This window comes from Haemophilus sp. SZY H8 (assembly GCF_018829755.1).
GTDB lineage: Bacteria > Pseudomonadota > Gammaproteobacteria > Enterobacterales > Pasteurellaceae > Haemophilus > Haemophilus haemolyticus_K.
The window spans coordinates 1-16160 of the sequence record NZ_JAHKJY010000007.1 but is presented as its reverse complement, the minus strand read 5'-3'; the positions used below and the strand labels follow the sequence as shown (position 1 = coordinate 16160).

The 16160-nt window shown below is 37.8% G+C and carries 27 protein-coding genes; 26 read left to right on the top strand and 1 reads right to left on the bottom strand.

What is annotated here, in order from left to right:
* Positions 1-8: 8 nt before the first annotated feature.
* The 20 genes from rplP (at position 9) to rplQ (ending at position 9628) form a co-directional block, all read left to right on the top strand.
* Positions 9-419 carry a 50S ribosomal protein L16 gene (rplP, locus tag KKW16_RS08575; RefSeq protein ID WP_005625890.1) on the top strand — a complete coding sequence of 137 codons (411 nt, stop codon included), beginning with the start codon at positions 9-11 and terminating at the stop codon, positions 417-419.
* Positions 419-610 carry a 50S ribosomal protein L29 gene (rpmC, locus tag KKW16_RS08570; RefSeq protein ID WP_005625888.1) on the top strand — a complete coding sequence of 64 codons (192 nt, stop codon included), beginning with the start codon at positions 419-421 and terminating at the stop codon, positions 608-610. Before rplP ends, rpmC begins: the two co-directional genes overlap by 1 nt.
* Positions 610-867, top strand: coding sequence for a 30S ribosomal protein S17 (gene rpsQ, locus KKW16_RS08565; protein ID WP_005625886.1), 258 nt, complete (start codon positions 610-612; stop codon positions 865-867). The genes rpmC and rpsQ overlap by 1 nt, the downstream gene beginning before the upstream one ends.
* A 232-nt stretch (positions 868-1099) precedes the next feature.
* Complete coding sequence (rplN, locus tag KKW16_RS08560) at positions 1100-1471, top strand: 50S ribosomal protein L14 (protein WP_005548786.1); 372 nt, start codon at positions 1100-1102, stop codon at positions 1469-1471.
* A gap of 10 nt (positions 1472-1481) precedes the next feature.
* Positions 1482-1793, top strand: a complete 312-nt coding sequence (gene rplX, locus KKW16_RS08555; RefSeq protein ID WP_048952548.1) for a 50S ribosomal protein L24 — start codon at positions 1482-1484, stop codon at positions 1791-1793.
* A 17-nt stretch (positions 1794-1810) separates the two neighbouring features.
* Positions 1811-2350, top strand: a complete 540-nt coding sequence (gene rplE / locus KKW16_RS08550) for a 50S ribosomal protein L5 (protein ID WP_005625881.1) — start codon at positions 1811-1813, stop codon at positions 2348-2350.
* Between the two features lie 11 nt (positions 2351-2361).
* A complete protein-coding gene (rpsN, locus tag KKW16_RS08545) occupies positions 2362-2667 on the top strand; it encodes a 30S ribosomal protein S14 (protein WP_005625879.1) in 306 nt (101 codons plus the stop codon).
* A gap of 36 nt (positions 2668-2703) precedes the next feature.
* Positions 2704-3096, top strand: a complete 393-nt coding sequence (gene rpsH / locus KKW16_RS08540) for a 30S ribosomal protein S8 (RefSeq protein ID WP_005625877.1) — start codon at positions 2704-2706, stop codon at positions 3094-3096.
* Positions 3097-3111: 15 nt separating this feature from the next.
* Positions 3112-3645, top strand: a complete 534-nt coding sequence (gene rplF / locus KKW16_RS08535; RefSeq protein ID WP_215768188.1) for a 50S ribosomal protein L6 — start codon at positions 3112-3114, stop codon at positions 3643-3645.
* A gap of 13 nt (positions 3646-3658) precedes the next feature.
* Entirely contained in the window at positions 3659-4012 is a 354-nt protein-coding gene (gene rplR / locus KKW16_RS08530; RefSeq protein WP_005625873.1) for a 50S ribosomal protein L18, read from the top strand.
* Positions 4013-4026: 14 nt separating this feature from the next.
* The gene (gene rpsE, locus KKW16_RS08525; RefSeq protein WP_005625871.1) at positions 4027-4527 is read left to right on the top strand and encodes a 30S ribosomal protein S5; all 501 of its coding nucleotides are present in this window, start codon (positions 4027-4029) and stop codon (positions 4525-4527) included.
* A gap of 6 nt (positions 4528-4533) precedes the next feature.
* Positions 4534-4713: a 50S ribosomal protein L30 gene (gene rpmD / locus KKW16_RS08520; protein WP_005543631.1), complete on the top strand. Its 180-nt coding sequence runs from the start codon at positions 4534-4536 to the stop codon at positions 4711-4713.
* Positions 4714-4716: 3 nt separating this feature from the next.
* Positions 4717-5151 carry a 50S ribosomal protein L15 gene (gene rplO / locus KKW16_RS08515; protein WP_048952549.1) on the top strand — a complete coding sequence of 145 codons (435 nt, stop codon included), beginning with the start codon at positions 4717-4719 and terminating at the stop codon, positions 5149-5151.
* A 7-nt stretch (positions 5152-5158) separates the two neighbouring features.
* The gene (secY, locus tag KKW16_RS08510; protein WP_005625869.1) at positions 5159-6484 is read left to right on the top strand and encodes a preprotein translocase subunit SecY; all 1326 of its coding nucleotides are present in this window, start codon (positions 5159-5161) and stop codon (positions 6482-6484) included.
* 28 nt (positions 6485-6512) lie between these two features.
* A complete protein-coding gene (rpmJ, locus tag KKW16_RS08505; RefSeq protein ID WP_005625868.1) occupies positions 6513-6626 on the top strand; it encodes a 50S ribosomal protein L36 in 114 nt (37 codons plus the stop codon).
* 141 nt (positions 6627-6767) lie between these two features.
* Positions 6768-7124 carry a 30S ribosomal protein S13 gene (rpsM, locus tag KKW16_RS08500; RefSeq protein ID WP_005625867.1) on the top strand — a complete coding sequence of 119 codons (357 nt, stop codon included), beginning with the start codon at positions 6768-6770 and terminating at the stop codon, positions 7122-7124.
* Positions 7125-7140: 16 nt separating this feature from the next.
* Positions 7141-7530 (top strand): 30S ribosomal protein S11, encoded by a 390-nt coding sequence (gene rpsK, locus KKW16_RS08495; protein ID WP_005543603.1) that lies wholly within the window; start codon positions 7141-7143, stop codon positions 7528-7530.
* 29 nt (positions 7531-7559) lie between these two features.
* Positions 7560-8180, top strand: coding sequence for a 30S ribosomal protein S4 (gene rpsD, locus KKW16_RS08490; protein WP_048952550.1), 621 nt, complete (start codon positions 7560-7562; stop codon positions 8178-8180).
* Positions 8181-8211: 31 nt separating this feature from the next.
* The gene (locus tag KKW16_RS08485) at positions 8212-9201 is read left to right on the top strand and encodes a DNA-directed RNA polymerase subunit alpha (RefSeq protein WP_005625865.1); all 990 of its coding nucleotides are present in this window, start codon (positions 8212-8214) and stop codon (positions 9199-9201) included.
* Between the two features lie 40 nt (positions 9202-9241).
* Positions 9242-9628: a 50S ribosomal protein L17 gene (gene rplQ, locus KKW16_RS08480; RefSeq protein WP_048952551.1), complete on the top strand. Its 387-nt coding sequence runs from the start codon at positions 9242-9244 to the stop codon at positions 9626-9628.
* 139 nt (positions 9629-9767) lie between these two features.
* On the opposite strand, the gene lpxH is transcribed toward rplQ, so the two are convergent.
* Positions 9768-10478, bottom strand: coding sequence for a UDP-2,3-diacylglucosamine diphosphatase (gene lpxH, locus KKW16_RS08475; RefSeq protein ID WP_048952552.1), 711 nt, complete (start codon positions 10476-10478; stop codon positions 9768-9770).
* Between the two features lie 127 nt (positions 10479-10605).
* Here lpxH and KKW16_RS08470 point away from each other — a divergent pair, with 127 nt between their 5' ends.
* The 6 genes from KKW16_RS08470 to hemG all read left to right on the top strand — a co-directional run bounded on the left by KKW16_RS08470 (position 10606) and on the right by hemG (position 15996).
* Positions 10606-11328, top strand: coding sequence for a 1-acylglycerol-3-phosphate O-acyltransferase (locus KKW16_RS08470; RefSeq protein ID WP_048952553.1), 723 nt, complete (start codon positions 10606-10608; stop codon positions 11326-11328).
* A 1-nt stretch (position 11329) separates the two neighbouring features.
* A complete protein-coding gene (locus tag KKW16_RS08465) occupies positions 11330-12739 on the top strand; it encodes a multicopper oxidase domain-containing protein (RefSeq protein WP_048952554.1) in 1410 nt (469 codons plus the stop codon).
* Positions 12740-12809: 70 nt separating this feature from the next.
* Positions 12810-13283 (top strand): PM0630 family protein, encoded by a 474-nt coding sequence (locus KKW16_RS08460; RefSeq protein WP_226385931.1) that lies wholly within the window; start codon positions 12810-12812, stop codon positions 13281-13283.
* A gap of 112 nt (positions 13284-13395) precedes the next feature.
* Entirely contained in the window at positions 13396-14007 is a 612-nt protein-coding gene (locus KKW16_RS08455; protein WP_048952556.1) for a YigZ family protein, read from the top strand.
* Between the two features lie 10 nt (positions 14008-14017).
* On the top strand, positions 14018-15481 hold the full coding sequence (locus KKW16_RS08450) for a TrkH family potassium uptake protein (protein ID WP_048952557.1): 1464 nt from the start codon (positions 14018-14020) through the stop codon (positions 15479-15481).
* Positions 15481-15996 carry a menaquinone-dependent protoporphyrinogen IX dehydrogenase gene (gene hemG / locus KKW16_RS08445; RefSeq protein ID WP_048952558.1) on the top strand — a complete coding sequence of 172 codons (516 nt, stop codon included), beginning with the start codon at positions 15481-15483 and terminating at the stop codon, positions 15994-15996. The genes KKW16_RS08450 and hemG overlap by 1 nt, the downstream gene beginning before the upstream one ends.
* Positions 15997-16160 lie beyond the last annotated feature (164 nt).

Below are 16160 nucleotides of genomic sequence, written 5' to 3'. Positions count from 1 at the left end.
AACGCTAAATGTTGCAACCAAAACGTACAAAATTCCGTAAAGTTCACAAAGGCCGCAACCGTGGTATCGCGGGCGGTACTGAAGTTAGCTTCGGTACTTACGGTTTAAAAGCAGTTGGTCGTTGTCGTTTAACCGCTCGTCAAATCGAAGCGGCACGTCGTGCAATGTCACGTGCAGTAAAACGTCAAGGTAAAATCTGGATTCGTGTATTCCCAGATAAACCAATTACTGAAAAACCATTAGAAGTCCGTATGGGTAAAGGTAAAGGTAACGTTGAGTACTGGGTAGCCTTAATCCAACCGGGTAAAGTGCTTTATGAAATGGATGGTGTGTCTGAAGAAGTAGCAAGAAACGCATTTGCATTAGCAGCTGCTAAATTGCCAGTTAAGACCACTTTCGTAACTAAGACGGTGATGTAATGAAAGCTCAAGATTTACGTACAAAAAGTGTTGAAGAGCTGAATGCTGAATTAGTAAACCTTTTAGGTGAACAATTCAAGTTGCGTATGCAGACAGCCACCGGTCAGCTTCAACAAACCCATCAGGCTAAACAAGTGCGTCGTGATATTGCACGTGTAAAAACTGTATTAACCGAAAAGGCGGGTGAGTAATGACTGATAAAATTCGTAGCGTACAAGGTAAAGTTGTTAGCGACAAAATGGAAAAATCTTTCGTTGTTGCTATTGAACGTAAGGTAAAACACCCTTTATATGGTAAATTTATCCGTCGTACAACTAAATTACACGTACACGATGAGAACAATGAAGCCAAAGTTGGTGATACTGTAGAGATTCGCGAATGTCGCCCTCTATCAAAAACCAAATCTTGGACTTTAGTTCGTGTTGTTGAGAAAGCGGTAATCGCTTAATTCACAATGTAACAATAAAAGGCCAATGGTTAATTCCATTGGCTTTTTTACATTTAAGTATTGTAAATTTCAACCGCACTTTTAGTAAATGGGTTTAGAGGATAAAGGTAAATTATCATTGCCTTTCTCTTTTTCTTTTGATAAAATCCGCTACCTATCCGCCGTTCTATCCGAGTAGTGCGGATAGGTTCGTCCCGAAAGGGTGTTTTTTTAATCTTAACGGAGCACTAATATGATCCAAGAACAGACTATGCTGGATGTTGCTGATAATTCAGGCGCTCGCAGCGTAATGTGTATCAAGGTTCTAGGTGGATCGCACCGTCGTTATGCTGCGATTGGTGACATCATCAAAATTACTGTAAAAGAAGCAATTCCACGCGGTAAAGTAAAAAAAGGTGATGTATTAAAAGCAGTTGTTGTGCGCACCAAGAAGGGTGTTCGTCGCCCAGATGGCTCAGTTATTCGTTTCGATGGTAACGCTTGTGTAATTTTAAATAATAACACTGAGCAACCAATCGGTACTCGTATTTTTGGACCAGTGACTCGTGAACTTCGTTCTGAGAAATTCATGAAGATCATTTCTTTAGCTCCAGAAGTACTGTAAGGGGAATGTAATGGCTGCTAAAATCCGTCAAAATGATGAAGTAATTGTTCTTACTGGTAAAGATAAGGGCAAACGTGGCAAGGTAACTAAAGTGTTACCAAACGGTAAAGTGTTTGTTGAAGGTATCAACATTATTACTAAACATGAAAAACCAGTTCCTGCATTAGGAAAAGCTGGTGGTTTAGTGAAAAAAGAAGCTGCAATTGACGTTTCAAATGTTGCGATTTTCAATCCTAAAACAAATAAAGCTGACCGTGTAGGTTTTAGATTCGAAGACGGCAAAAAAGTACGTTTCTTCAAATCTAACAATGAAATTATCTAACAAACTGGAGTAATGCGATGGCGAAACTGCATGATTACTACAGAGATCAAGTAGTAAGCGAATTAAAAAATAAATTCGGCTACAAATCTGTCATGCAAGTCCCACGAATCGAAAAGATTACCCTGAATATGGGTGTGGGTGAAGCATTGACCGACAAAAAATTGCTAGACAACGCAGTAGCGGACTTAGCAGCAATCAGCGGTCAAAAACCTTTAGTAACTAAAGCTCGTAAATCTGTTGCTGGCTTTAAAATCCGTCAGGGATATCCAATCGGTTGTAAAGTAACACTACGCGGTGAGCGTATGTGGGAGTTCTTTGAACGTTTAATTACAATTGCTGTTCCACGTATTCGTGACTTCCGCGGTTTAAGCGCGAAATCATTCGATGGTCGTGGTAACTATAGCATGGGTGTGCGTGAACAAATCATCTTCCCTGAAATCGATTACGATAAAGTAGATCGTGTACGTGGTTTAGATATCACTATCACAACTACTGCTAAGAATGATGAAGAAGGTCAAGCACTACTTGCTGCCTTTAATTTCCCATTCCGTAAATAAGGCAGGTTATAATGGCTAAACAATCAATGAAAGCACGCGATGTAAAACGCGTTAAATTGGCTGAAAAATTCTACGCAAAACGTGTTGAATTAAAGAAAATCATTTCTGATGTCAATGCCTCTGATGAAGATCGTTGGGATGCAGTGTTAAAGTTACAAACTTTACCACGTGATTCTAGCCCATCTCGTCAACGTAACCGTTGCCGCCAAACTGGACGTCCTCATGGCGTTTTACGTAAGTTTGGTTTAAGCCGAATTAAGGTTCGTGAAGCTGCAATGCGCGGTGAAATCCCAGGCCTTAAAAAAGCGAGCTGGTAATATACCACTTTATTTTGGAATCGGAGAAAAAGTACAATGAGTATGCAAGATCCAATCGCAGATATGCTGACCCGTATTCGTAACGGTCAAGCTGCGAACAAAGTTGCAATCAATATGCCTTCTTCCAAGCTAAAAGTGGCAATTGCCAACGTATTAGCTGCTGAAGGTTATATCGAAAGCGTAAAAGTTTTAGAAGGTGCTAAACCTGAATTGGAAATTACTTTAAAATATTTCCAAGGCAAACCAGTTGTAGAAAGCATCCAACGTGTAAGTCGTCCTGGTCTTCGTATTTACAAACGTAAAGATGAATTACCAAAAGTTATGGGCGGTTTAGGTGTTGCAGTTATTTCTACATCTAAAGGTGTTATGACTGACCGCGCTGCTCGTCAAGCAGGTTTAGGCGGTGAGATCATCTGTTATGTAGCTTAATAGAGAGGTAGGAAAATGTCTCGTGTTGCAAAGGCACCTGTTAATATTCCTGCCGGCGTTGAAGTTAAACTCGACGGTCAGCTATTAACAGTAAAAGGTAAAAATGGCGAGTTATCTCGCACAATTCATGAATCAGTTGAAGTAAAACAAGATAACGGACTATTTACGTTCACTCCACGTGAAGGTTTTGTTGAAGCAAATGCTCAATCGGGTACTGCTCGTGCATTAGTTAATGCTATGGTTATCGGTGTTACTGAAGGTTTCACTAAAAAATTAGTATTGGTGGGTGTAGGTTACAGAGCTCAACTTAAAGGCAATGCAATTGCATTAAGTTTAGGCTATTCTCACCCAGTAGAGCACACTTTGCCGGCAGGTATTACTGCAGAATGTCCATCTCAAACCGAAATCGTGTTGAAAGGTGCAGACAAACAGTTGATCGGTCAAGTTGCAGCAGATATTCGTGCTTATCGCCGTCCTGAACCTTATAAAGGTAAAGGGGTACGTTACGCTGATGAAGTGGTACGTATCAAAGAGGCTAAGAAGAAATAATTAAGGTAACACTATGGATAAGAAATCAGCTCGTATCCGTCGTGCAGCTCGTGCTCGTCATATGATGAGAGAGCAAGGTGTAACTCGTTTAGTTATTCACCGCACTCCACGTCATATTTATGCACAAGTTATTGCACCAAACGGTTCAGAAGTGCTTGCCGCTGCTTCAACTGTTGAGAAAGCAATTCGTGAGCAAGTAAAATACACCGGTAATAAAGATGCTGCTGCTGCAGTAGGTAAAGCTGTTGCAGAACGCGCATTAGCAAAAGGCGTTCAAGCTGTTGCTTTTGATCGTTCCGGTTTTAAATATCATGGTCGTGTCCAAACTTTAGCGGACGCTGCACGTGAAGCTGGTCTACAGTTCTAATGAGGTAAATTGAGATGTCAAACATCGAAAAACAAGTTGGTGAACTGCAAGAGAAGCTAATCGCAGTAAACCGTGTATCAAAAACTGTAAAAGGTGGTCGTATTATGAGTTTCACTGCATTAACTGTGGTGGGCGATGGTAATGGCCGAGTAGGTTTTGGTTATGGTAAAGCACGCGAAGTTCCAGCAGCGATCCAAAAAGCAATGGAAAAAGCACGTCGTAATATGATTAACGTTGCTTTGAATGAAGGTACATTACAGCATCCAGTTAAAGGTGTTCATACTGGTTCACGTGTATTTATGCAACCAGCAAGCGAAGGTACAGGTATCATCGCTGGTGGTGCAATGCGTGCAGTATTGGAAGTTGCAGGTGTACGTAACGTTCTTTCTAAAGCGTATGGTTCTACCAACCCAATTAACGTTGTTCGTGCAACTATTGATGCATTAGCAAACATGAAATCACCAGAAATGGTTGCTGCAAAACGCGGTAAAACTGTTGATGAAATCTTGGGGTAATGAATAATGGCTAAAACTATTAAAGTAACACAAGTTCGTAGCTCAATTGCTCGTTTACCGAAGCATAAAGCTACCTTGCGTGGTCTTGGTCTTCGCCATATGCACCACACTGTTGAGTTAATTGATACGCCTGCAGTACGTGGTATGATTAACCAAGTTTCATACATGGTTAAAGTGGAGGAGTAAGAGATGCGTTTAAATACTCTATCTCCGGCTGAAGGTGCAAAGCATAGCGTTAAACGCCTCGGTCGTGGTATTGGTTCAGGTTTAGGCAAGACTGGTGGCCGTGGTCATAAAGGTCAAAAATCTCGTACTGGTGGCGGTGTTCGTCGCGGTTTCGAAGGTGGTCAAATGCCGTTATACCGTCGTTTACCAAAATTTGGTTTTACTTCAATGAAGGCTGCAGTAACTGCAGAAGTTCGTTTGAATGAGTTAACCAAAGTTGAAGGTAATGTAGTAACCTTAGAAACATTAAAAGCAGCAAATATCTTAACTAAAGATATCCAATTCGCTAAAGTAGTTTTAGCGGGTGAAGTGAAATCTGCAGTAACAGTTCGTGGTTTGCGTGTAACTAAGGGTGCAAAAGCAGCAATTGAAGCTGCTGGCGGTTCAGTTGAGGAATAATTAGCAAATGGCTAAACAACCAGGTTATCAAGCAAGAAGTACTAATAGCGGTAAAGGTGAATTAAAAAGCCGATTACTTTTCGTTTTAGGTGCGCTTATCGTTTACCGAATTGGTTCTTTCATTCCGGTTCCTGGTATTGATGCGGCTGTGCTAGCTCAATTAGTTGAACAACAAAAAGGCACCATCATTGACATGTTTAACATGTTCTCTGGTGGTGCATTAAGCCGTGCATCTATCTTAGCATTAGGTATTATGCCGTATATCTCGGCATCTATTGTAATTCAGTTGCTTGCAACGGTTTCTCCTGCTTTAGCAGAATTAAAGAAAGAAGGTGCTGCTGGTCAACGTAAAATTTCTAAGTATACTCGGTATGCGACAGTTGTTTTTGCGACCATTCAGGCAGTAGCTATTTCAACAGGTTTACCAAATATGTTACCTGGCTTAGTGCCAAATGTTGGATTTGGCTTTTACTTCACTTCAGTTGTTAGCTTAGTAACTGGAACTATGTTCCTCATGTGGTTAGGTGAACAAATTACTGAAAGAGGTATTGGTAACGGTATTTCAATTCTTGTTTTTGGCGGTATCGTAGCTGGTTTACCATCAGCTATACTTCAAACTATTGAGCAGGCTCGTCAAGGACAGATGCATCCATTAGTGCTTCTTCTGATCGCAGCTATTGTATTTGCAGTAACTTATTTCGTTGTTTTTGTTGAAAGAGGACAGCGCAGAATTCGCGTTGAATATGCAAAGCGTCAACAAGGTCGTCAAATTTTAGGTGGTCATTCGACACATTTACCATTGAAAGTAAATATGGCAAACGTAATGCCGGCAATTTTTGCCTCAAGTATTATTTTATTTCCAGCTACCTTAACTCAATGGTTTGGACAAAATGATAAGTTTGAGTGGTTAAATAACTTATCTATGTTGTTGAATCCTGGTCAGCCTCTTTATTTACTTGTTTATGCTGTAGCAATTATTTTCTTTAGCTTCTTTTACACTGCAATGCAGTATAATCCGCGAGATACAGCAGATAATCTAAAAAAATCTGGTGCATTTATTCCAGGAATTAGACCAGGGGAACAAACCTCTCGTTATATTGATAAAGTTATGACTCGTCTTACACTGATTGGCGGTCTTTATGTAACGTTTGTGTGTTTAGTTCCTTATATTATGACATCGGCTTGGGATGTTAAATTTTACTTCGGTGGAACATCTCTTTTAATTGTAGTCGTTGTAATTATGGATTTCATCGTGCAGGTTCAGAGTCACTTAATGTCGTCTCAATATGAGTCTGCGTTGAAAAAAGCAAACCTTAAAGGTTTTGGACAATAATTGTTCATTTAGTAGAAAAGGATAAGCAATGAAAGTTCGTGCTTCCGTAAAGAAAATGTGTCGTAACTGTAAAATTGTTAAACGTGAAGGTGTTGTACGTGTATTGTGCAGCGATCCTAAGCATAAACAACGTCAAGGTTAATTCATATTTTTTCTTGCAAAGAACCAGTTGAGCAGTTATACTGCTCAACTCATTTATGTCCTTGGTATTCTGTTTGAGTATCCTGAAAACGGGCTTTTCAAGATCAGAATACCAAATTAGTTAAAATAATAGGAGTGCATAGTGGCCCGTATTGCAGGCATTAACATTCCTGATCACAAACACGCTGTAATCGCTTTAACTGCAATTTACGGTATTGGTAAGACTCGTTCAAAAGCTATTTGTGCTGCAGCGGGTATTGCTGAAGATGTTAAGATCAGAGAATTGTCTGAAGAGCAGATTGACAAACTGCGTGACGAAGTTGGTAAATTTACCGTTGAAGGTGATTTACGTCGTGAAGTAACACTAAACATCAAACGTCTTTTAGATTTAGGTTGTTATCGTGGTTTACGTCACCGTCGTAGTTTACCGGTACGTGGTCAACGTACTAAAACTAATGCGCGTACCCGTAAGGGTCCACGTAAGCCGATCAAAAAATAGTCGGGGTAAATAAAGAATGGCTAAAACACCAGTTCGTGCACGTAAACGTGTAAAAAAACAAGTCGTAGATGGCGTAGCACATATTCACGCATCTTTCAATAATACAATCGTTACTATTACTGACCGTCAAGGTAACGCTCTAGCATGGGCGACTGCAGGTGGTTCAGGTTTCCGTGGTTCTCGTAAATCTACCCCGTTCGCTGCGCAAGTTGCTGCTGAACGTTGTGCTGAAATTGTTAAAGAATTCGGCTTAAAGAACTTGGAAGTTATGGTTAAAGGTCCGGGTCCAGGTCGTGAATCTACAATTCGCGCGTTAAACGCAGCGGGTTTCCGTATCACGAATATTACTGATGTGACTCCGATTCCTCATAACGGTTGTCGTCCACCGAAAAAACGTCGCGTTTAAGACGTATATAGGATAGTTGGAGAAAGAAAATGGCAAGATATTTGGGTCCAAAACTCAAGCTCAGCCGTCGTGAAGGTACTGATTTATTTCTTAAATCAGGCGTGCGTGCGATTGATTCAAAATGTAAAATTGATACAGCACCTGGTCAACATGGTGCTCGTAAACCGCGTTTGTCTGACTATGGTAGTCAATTACGTGAAAAACAAAAAGTTCGTCGTATCTATGGTATTTTAGAACGTCAATTCCGTAACTACTATAAAGAAGCAAACCGTTTAAAAGGTAACACTGGTGAAAATTTATTAGTGTTATTAGAAGGTAGATTGGATAACGTTGTTTATCGCATGGGATTTGCTGCAACTCGTGCAGAAGCTCGCCAATTAGTGAGCCATAAAGCGATTGTTGTAAATGGTCGTGTTGTTAACATTCCATCTCTCCAAGTTTCTGTAAATGATGTTGTTGCTGTTCGTGAGAAATCTAAAAAACAAGCACGTATTAAAGCATCATTAGAATTAGCAGAACAAAGAGAAAAACCAACATGGTTAGAAGTTGATTCTGCAAAAATGGAAGGTGTGTTCAAACGTGTTCCTGAGCGTTCTGATTTATCAGCAGATATTAACGAACATCTGATCGTTGAGCTTTACTCTAAATAATAGTTAAGCTTAAAAGCAAAGAGAGGATAAAATGCAGGGTTCTGTTACAGAATTTTTAAAACCACGTTTAGTAGATATTGAACAAATTAGTTCAACTCATGCTAAAGTGATCTTAGAGCCGTTAGAGCGTGGTTTTGGCCATACTCTAGGTAATGCATTACGTCGTATCCTTCTGTCTTCAATGCCAGGTTGTGCTGTAACTGAAGTGGAAATTGATGGCGTATTGCACGAATATAGTAGTAAGGAAGGTGTTCAAGAGGATATTCTTGAAGTTCTTTTAAACCTTAAAGGTCTAGCGGTTAAAGTACAGAATAAAGATGATGTTATTCTGACACTAAATAAATCTGGAATTGGCCCTGTTGTTGCAGCGGATATCACCCATGATGGTGATGTTGAAATTGTGAATCCGAATCATGTAATCTGTCACTTAACTGACGAAAATGCATCAATCAGTATGCGTATTCGAGTTCAGCGTGGTAGAGGATATGTTCCAGCTTCAGCTCGCACTCATAGTCAAGCAGAGGAGCGTCCAATTGGCCGCTTACTTGTTGACGCTTGTTATAGCCCAGTTGATCGCATTGCATATAATGTTGAAGCAGCTCGTGTTGAACAACGTACTGATCTAGATAAACTTGTTATTGAGTTAGAAACTAATGGTACGCTTGAGCCTGAAGAAGCAATTCGTCGTGCTGCAACAATCTTAGCAGAGCAACTCGATGCATTCGTTGATTTGCGTGATGTTCGTCAACCTGAAATTAAGGAAGAAAAACCGGAATTTGATCCGATTTTATTACGTCCTGTAGATGATTTAGAGTTGACAGTTCGTTCTGCTAACTGTTTGAAAGCAGAAACAATTCATTATATCGGTGATTTAGTACAACGTACAGAAGTTGAATTATTAAAAACACCTAATCTTGGTAAGAAATCTCTTACTGAAATTAAGGATGTGCTCGCTTCACGTGGCTTGTCACTTGGTATGCGCCTTGAAAATTGGCCACCAGCAAGTATTGCTGAAGACTAGTTTGGTCATAGGTTAAGATTTTTCTGAGAAGGATAAGATCATGCGCCATCGTAAGAGTGGTCGTCAACTAAACCGTAATAGCAGCCATCGCCAAGCGATGTTTCGTAACTTAGCAAGTGCTTTAGTTAGTCATGAAATCATTAAGACTACTTTGCCTAAAGCTAAAGAATTACGCCGTGTAGTTGAACCGTTAATTACATTAGCAAAAGTAGATAGCGTTGCAAACCGTCGTTTAGCATTCGCTCGTACTCGCAACGTTGAAACTGTTGCAAAATTATTCAATGAATTAGGTCCACGTTTTGCTCAACGTGCAGGTGGCTACACTCGCATCTTGAAATGTGGTTTCCGTGCAGGTGATAATGCTCCAATGGCATATATTGAGCTAGTTGACCGCCCAGAAGTTGTTGATGCAGCATCTGCGGAATAGTAGTTGATATTTTAAGAAAAACCCACTTTATAGTGGGTTTTTTTATATATTTAGAGAATTAATGATATAAAGTAGAAGAGCGTTAGTTTCTAATATGTTTTTATGGATTTTTAGAAAATTATTTAATAGTCCATGATTATTATTTCTTAAAATGAATGAGAGAATCTTCTCTTAACTCTAAGATAGATGCATATTCCTTGCGCCAGTCTCCCAGCACAATTCTAGTCATTCCCTCTTCTTTATGAATATTTTCTCTATGGGTATGTCCGTGAATTAGCAAATCCACATTAAACTCCTGCATTTTTTGTATAGTGAATGTTTTATTTACATCCATGATTTTTACTGATTTTTTTTGTTTATCTTGATTACTTTTAGAGCGGATTTTTTCAGCAATTTTTATTCGAAGTTTTAATGGTAAACATAGAAATGTTCGTTGTAGCCACTTATTATTAACTTTGTTACGAAATTTCTGATAGGCAGTGTCATCAATACAAAGGCTATCACCATGACATAGTAAGATATTTTTTCCGTAAAGATTGATGAGCTTGTATTCTGGTAATAATTCAACTCCCGTTTCTTTTGAAAAACGCTCTCCAATAAGAAAATCGCGATTTCCATGTTGGAAATAACATTGCACTCCTTTATCATGCAAGGATTTTAGTAGGTTCTTTATTTTTATAATTAGTGGGGACTGTTCATCATCACCAACCCAGAAATCGAATAAATCACCTAATATATAAACTTGTTCAGTTTCTGGTTCGATGTTTTGTATAAAGCTTATAAAAAGTGCGGTTAATTCAGGTTTTGTTTCACTTAAATGCAAATCAGAAATAAAATAAGAATGTTTCATAAATATTCCATTAATCTCTTCTAGATAGACGTAAACTATAACTTAATTTGTTATAATTTGAAAAATATAACTATATTTTAGTTTATTAACTATAGATGTGAATTAAAAAATTAAATAGGATCAAGATATGTTAAAACTGCTTAGAATTTTTATTGTTACAGTTTGTTGTATTCTGATTTGTGTATTGGGTACAGTTTATTCATTTATTAGGTTTAAAAATCCGAGTAATGTAGGGATTATGGCTCGTTGGTTTGGGCGCTTACATCCGTTGTTTGGTTTGAAAGTAGAATATCGTTTTCCAAATTCTATCAATAAATTAAGTCCAGCTATTTATATTGGCAATCATCAAAATAATTATGATATGGTGACGATATCTTATATGGTTCGTCCGAGAACTGTGAGTGTTGGTAAGAAAAGTTTAATTTGGATTCCTTTTTTTGGGATCCTATATTGGATTACAGGTAATATATTTTTAGATCGTGAGAATCGGACTAAAGCTCATAGTACTATGGCGCAACTTGCTCACCGGATTAATGAAGACAATTTGTCTATTTGGATGTTTCCAGAGGGTACTCGTAGTCGAGGCCGTGGGTTATTGCCTTTTAAGACAGGGGCGTTTCATGCAGCAATTTCTGCGGGGGTACCAATTATTCCAGTTGTTTGTTCAACAACACACAATAAAATTAATTTAAATCGTTGGAATAATGGAATAGTGATTTGTGAAATGTTAGATCCTATTGATGTTTCAGGTTACAACAAAGATAATGTGCGTGATCTTGCTACTTATTGTCATGATTTGATGGAGAAACGCATTGCTGAACTAGATATGGAAATTGCGAAAAGGAATTAAAATGCAAACTTTCTCTCGTCGTCAATTATTAAAAAATACTACTATTTCAGCTGCACTTTTTAGTTTACCAATGCCATTATGGGCTGCTGTACGTGATAAATTAATTGTTCCACCTTTGATAGAAGTTCGTCGAGGACGTCCAATAGTGCTTACTATGCAGGAAGTTAATTATGAATTAGATGGAAAGCATAATGTAACAGCATGGGGATTCAATGGCAATTATTTGGGGCCAACGATAAAAATCAAATCAACTAATTTTGCCAAACTAAATTACCATAATAATTTGCCGCAATCGATAGCTTTGTCCATTCAAGGGTTGCAGGCTTCAGGGGAGCTTTTTGGAGGTGCTGCTCGGGTATTAAAAAAAGACGAGACTTGGGCTCCGATAGTACCGATTGAGCAAGCTGCGGCAACGTGTTGGTACCGTTCTTCTATATTAGCGAATTCGGCTTATCAAACATACCGAGGGCTTGTAGGAATGTGGTTAGTTGAAGATGAGCAAAGTATTCAGGCGAATATTCCTCATAAATATGGTGTAGATGATATCCCTTTGATTTTACAGGATATGTCATTTAATAGTAATGGCCTTCAACTTTTTAAGCAAAATCAACCAAATTTTGTTGGAAATCGTTTATTAGTTAACGGTATAGAAGCACCCTATTTAAATGTTGTTCGTGGTTGGGTTCGTTTACGATTATTAAATGCATCTTTAGCGCGAGCTTATGATTTACGTCTAGATAATGAGCAGAGTATGCTATTGATTGCTAAGGATCTGGGGTTTTTACCTAAGGCAAAAAGTATTCAGTCTGTGATTCTTGCTCCAGGAGAACGAGTTGAAGTACTTATTAATATGAGTGAGGTTGATTCTGTTTCATTGATTGATGGTAAAAAACGAGACGTGTTAGATAAGATAAAAAATATTTTTAGCAGTGGTGATGATTTACTGGATAATACAGTTATTGAGTTACGAGCACAAGGTGAAGCTACAGTTTTTAGCAAGACATTAAATCTTACTTTTGATACAGATGCACCAGAAATGTTAGTTCAACCTATAGCGCAAATTCGTGAGTTCAATATTGATGTGACGAATGGGCTAATTAATCAAAGACGTTTTGATCCTAGAAGAATTGATGTAGTGGTTCGAAAAGGTACGGTAGAGCGTTGGATTTTAAATGCTAATTTACCTGTGGGGTTTACTATTCAGGGGGCAAAATTTGTCGTAGAAAGTCAGGATGATCATATTTATCAAGCGGATGAGTTAGCCTGGAAAGATACTGTTTGGGTAAAAGGAAAAACACATATATTAGTTCGGTTTGATCAGGTTTCTTCAAATAATTACCCATTTTTATTTGGTGTATCGAATTTAATGTTAGCTGATATGGGATGTATTGGTGTTATGGTTGTTCAGTAAGTGAAATGAAAGTGCGGTAGATTTTTGTGCGATTTTTTGTATAATCAGTACCTCTATTAAGAGGGGTATAATGATGAAAAAAGCTTTAATTATTGCTGCATTATCAGCAAGTCTAAGTGCTCAGGTGGCTCTTTCTGAAACACCAAATGCTCAAGAACAACAATCTCGTCTTTATTTAGGTGTTTATGATGTATCAAGTAAACTGCCAGTTTTATTGGATAAATTAGAAATTTCACGTTCTTCTAAAAAACAACAATTATGCTGGCGAATAAATGGCTCATTTGGAAAGAAAGTTCAAGCCACAGAGATTTTTACATCTCCAGCTAAAGCAAATTTTTATATTTCATCAGATATAGGAATGGTAACTTCATCTGAAGATAAAAAAACACATACAATAACGAGTCAGCGCGATTCCTTAAACGATGGGAAATTAGTAATAAATTGTTGGAGTTTTGATCAAAAAGATCCTCGAGGTAAATATACTATCTTTATTAAGTTAGGAGAGATGGAATATGGTCCTTTAACATTTACGGTTGTGAAATAATTAGATGATAACCCAGGTTTTACTGGGTTTTTTTATTATTGTGAATATATCGTATTTGATAAATTACTTGTTTTAGTGACGACCGATGTAATCAAAAATGAACAAAAATAATATGTTTGCGTATCTTGTTCCTAAAAGTTCGGTTATTTTTGAAGAAGAAATTAAGAAAAGCCGTTTTATCACTTATTTACAGAGGACTACAGGGATCGCTGAAGCTAAAGCTTTTTTGGAAGAGATTAAACGAGAGCATAGAGCAGCGCGCCATCATTGTTGGGCTGCGGTAATGGGAAATCCAGTAGATTCTTTACAATGTGCTTTTTCTGATGACGGCGAACCATCAGGTTCGGCGGGTAAACCAATGCTTAGTGTTCTTCAAGGTAGTAATATTGGTGAAATTAGCGCTATAGTGGTACGTTATTATGGTGGAATTTTGTTAGGTACAGGAGGATTAGTTAGAGCCTATAGTAATGGAGTACAGCAAGCATTGAAATTATTAGAAACAGAAATAAGAGTAGAACGTTCCCTTTTTGGTTTAGATTGTCATTATAGTCAATTGAGTCTAGTACAGTTACTTTGTGATAAGTATGAAGTAGAAATATTAGCTCAAAATTTTCAGTCCCAAGTATTTTTAACATTGGGTATTAGTAAACAAACGGTTGAATCTTTTGTTAGAGAATTGAGAGATAAATCAATGGGAAAACTAGTGATTAAATCAATTGAATAGGCGAATAACTGTGCATATTTTATCTATAATACGAATTATTGGTATCCTGATTATCTGTTTTTCCGGAACGATGCTTATTCCGGCATTCATTGCATTGATTTATGGTGATGGAGGCGGAAAAGCTTTCATACAGGCATTTACTTTTAGCTTGACTGTTGGCGTACTGCTCTGGTGGCCTTGCCATCACTACAAACAAGAATTGCGTTCTCGTGATGGTTTTTTAATTGTTGTCGCATTTTGGTTTGTTCTAGGTGGTTTAGCGACGTTACCATTTTTATTATTTGATGTACTAAATTTAACAGTTGCTTCAGCAGCATTTGAAGCCTTTTCTGGATTAACGACAACTGGTGCAACAGTGATGAGAGGATTGGATAACCTTCCAAAAGCGATGTTATTTTATCGTCAATTTTTGCAATGGCTTGGTGGAATGGGAATTATTGTACTCGCAATAGCTATCATTCCATTATTAGGTGTGGGGGGGATGCAACTTTATAGAGCTGAAATGTCGGGGCCAATGAAAGAACAAAAAATTAGACCAAGGATTACTGAAACAGCAAAAGTTCTTTGGGTGATTTATATTTCTTTAACTGTTTTTTGTGCATTAGCATATTGGTTGGCTGGGATGGGAGTTTTTGATGCTATAACTCATAGCTTTTCTACTGTTTCAATCGGTGGCTTTTCAACTCATGATGCGAGTATCGGCTATTTCAATAGTCCATTAGTTAATTTGATCACCGTATTATTTTTACTGATTTCCGCCTGTAATTTTGGATTACACTTTCGTGCGTTTTCGACCATTGGCCATGAGAATTTTTTTAAGATTTATCTACGTGACCCTGAATTTCGTTTTTTTATAAGTATCCAGACTATACTAGTAATAATCTGTACATTAGTGATGTGGAGTCATAATTATTTTACTTCATCATGGAAAGATTTTGAGCAAGTATTGTTCCAGACGGTATCTATTTCAACGACAACGGGCTATACAACTTCTGATTTCACTGTTTGGCCTTCTTTTGTACCTGTTCTTTTAATATTGGCTTCATTTATGGGCGGTTGTGCTGGTTCTGTCGGTGGTGGTTTACGTGTTGCGCGTATACTTGTACTGTATTTACAAGGGAAACGAGAACTTAAACGTGTTGTTCACCCTAATTTAGTTTATCCCATCAAGTGGGGAAGAAATGTGTTAGATGAAAGAGTGATTGGTAGTATTTGGGCATTCTTTTCAGCTTATCTTCTAGTGTTTATTATCTGTTTACTTGGTGTCGTTGCTTGTGGTGTTGACCCTTTTAATGCCTTTAATGCCGTATTGGCAACCCTAAATAATTTAGGACCTGCACTAGGGGAAGTAAATAGTAATATGGTGAGTATACCCGATAGTGCTAAGTGGATTTTAATTATCGCAATGGTATGTGGGCGACTTGAAATTTTTACTCTTCTCGCTTTATTTACACCTACTTTTTGGAAAAACTAATGAAAACGTTAATATTATATTCAAGCCATGATGGACAGACGAAAAAAATTGCTGATTTTTTATCTAGATATATTGATGGAGAGGTTTATGTAGATGCATTAATGGAAAATTATACGATTGAGTCTTTTGATCGTGTAATAGTTGGTGCATCTATACGATATGGGCACTTTAATAAAGCGCTTTATCGCTTTGTTGAAAGCAATCGTTATCAACTTGAACAAAAAAGTGCGGTTTTTTTTGGGGTTAATTTAACTGCTCGTAAAGAAGGCAAAGATAATCCAGAAAGTAATACTTATGTACGTAAATTTTTACAACGTACAGAATGGAAACCTAAATTAGCCGCAGTATTTGCAGGTGCACTCTTTTATCCACGATACAGATGGATTGATCGTGTTATGATTCAGATTATTATGAAAATTACTGGTGGCGAGACAGATCCTAAGAAAGAGATCGAATATACAAATTGGGATAAAGTGAAGAAATTCGCTAATCAAATTAATGAAATGGGCGTTTAGCTTTGGAGAAAAATTTATATAAATTGATTGAGGTTTAATCAAAAGATCATTTTTTTAAATATTTTTACAAAAAAGTACTTGCAAGGGTTTTGAAAATCTCTATAATGCACCGCACACAACGACGCACTGTCGTGAAGTCTTTAAGTTTCCAAGTGCGTCGTTGT

Excerpts from the sequence above, each read along its gene's own strand:
- rplP (WP_005625890.1), top strand. The coding sequence starts at position 9 with ATGTTGCAACCAAAACGTACAAAATTCCGTAAAGTTCACAAAGGCCGC.
- rpmC (WP_005625888.1), top strand. The coding sequence starts at position 419 with ATGAAAGCTCAAGATTTACGTACAAAAAGTGTTGAAGAGCTGAATGCT.
- rpsQ (WP_005625886.1), top strand. The coding sequence starts at position 610 with ATGACTGATAAAATTCGTAGCGTACAAGGTAAAGTTGTTAGCGACAAA.
- rplN (WP_005548786.1), top strand. The coding sequence starts at position 1,100 with ATGATCCAAGAACAGACTATGCTGGATGTTGCTGATAATTCAGGCGCT.
- rplX (WP_048952548.1), top strand. The coding sequence starts at position 1,482 with ATGGCTGCTAAAATCCGTCAAAATGATGAAGTAATTGTTCTTACTGGT.
- rplE (WP_005625881.1), top strand. The coding sequence starts at position 1,811 with ATGGCGAAACTGCATGATTACTACAGAGATCAAGTAGTAAGCGAATTA.
- rpsN (WP_005625879.1), top strand. The coding sequence starts at position 2,362 with ATGGCTAAACAATCAATGAAAGCACGCGATGTAAAACGCGTTAAATTG.
- rpsH (WP_005625877.1), top strand. The coding sequence starts at position 2,704 with ATGAGTATGCAAGATCCAATCGCAGATATGCTGACCCGTATTCGTAAC.
- rplF (WP_215768188.1), top strand. The coding sequence starts at position 3,112 with ATGTCTCGTGTTGCAAAGGCACCTGTTAATATTCCTGCCGGCGTTGAA.
- rplR (WP_005625873.1), top strand. The coding sequence starts at position 3,659 with ATGGATAAGAAATCAGCTCGTATCCGTCGTGCAGCTCGTGCTCGTCAT.
- rpsE (WP_005625871.1), top strand. The coding sequence starts at position 4,027 with ATGTCAAACATCGAAAAACAAGTTGGTGAACTGCAAGAGAAGCTAATC.
- rpmD (WP_005543631.1), top strand. The coding sequence starts at position 4,534 with ATGGCTAAAACTATTAAAGTAACACAAGTTCGTAGCTCAATTGCTCGT.
- rplO (WP_048952549.1), top strand. The coding sequence starts at position 4,717 with ATGCGTTTAAATACTCTATCTCCGGCTGAAGGTGCAAAGCATAGCGTT.
- secY (WP_005625869.1), top strand. The coding sequence starts at position 5,159 with ATGGCTAAACAACCAGGTTATCAAGCAAGAAGTACTAATAGCGGTAAA.
- rpmJ (WP_005625868.1), top strand. The coding sequence starts at position 6,513 with ATGAAAGTTCGTGCTTCCGTAAAGAAAATGTGTCGTAACTGTAAAATT.
- rpsK (WP_005543603.1), top strand. The coding sequence starts at position 7,141 with ATGGCTAAAACACCAGTTCGTGCACGTAAACGTGTAAAAAAACAAGTC.
- rpsD (WP_048952550.1), top strand. The coding sequence starts at position 7,560 with ATGGCAAGATATTTGGGTCCAAAACTCAAGCTCAGCCGTCGTGAAGGT.
- KKW16_RS08485 (WP_005625865.1), top strand. The coding sequence starts at position 8,212 with ATGCAGGGTTCTGTTACAGAATTTTTAAAACCACGTTTAGTAGATATT.
- rplQ (WP_048952551.1), top strand. The coding sequence starts at position 9,242 with ATGCGCCATCGTAAGAGTGGTCGTCAACTAAACCGTAATAGCAGCCAT.
- lpxH (WP_048952552.1), bottom strand. The coding sequence starts at position 10,478 with ATGAAACATTCTTATTTTATTTCTGATTTGCATTTAAGTGAAACAAAA.
- KKW16_RS08470 (WP_048952553.1), top strand. The coding sequence starts at position 10,606 with ATGTTAAAACTGCTTAGAATTTTTATTGTTACAGTTTGTTGTATTCTG.
- KKW16_RS08465 (WP_048952554.1), top strand. The coding sequence starts at position 11,330 with ATGCAAACTTTCTCTCGTCGTCAATTATTAAAAAATACTACTATTTCA.
- KKW16_RS08460 (WP_226385931.1), top strand. The coding sequence starts at position 12,810 with ATGATGAAAAAAGCTTTAATTATTGCTGCATTATCAGCAAGTCTAAGT.
- KKW16_RS08455 (WP_048952556.1), top strand. The coding sequence starts at position 13,396 with ATGTTTGCGTATCTTGTTCCTAAAAGTTCGGTTATTTTTGAAGAAGAA.
- hemG (WP_048952558.1), top strand. The coding sequence starts at position 15,481 with ATGAAAACGTTAATATTATATTCAAGCCATGATGGACAGACGAAAAAA.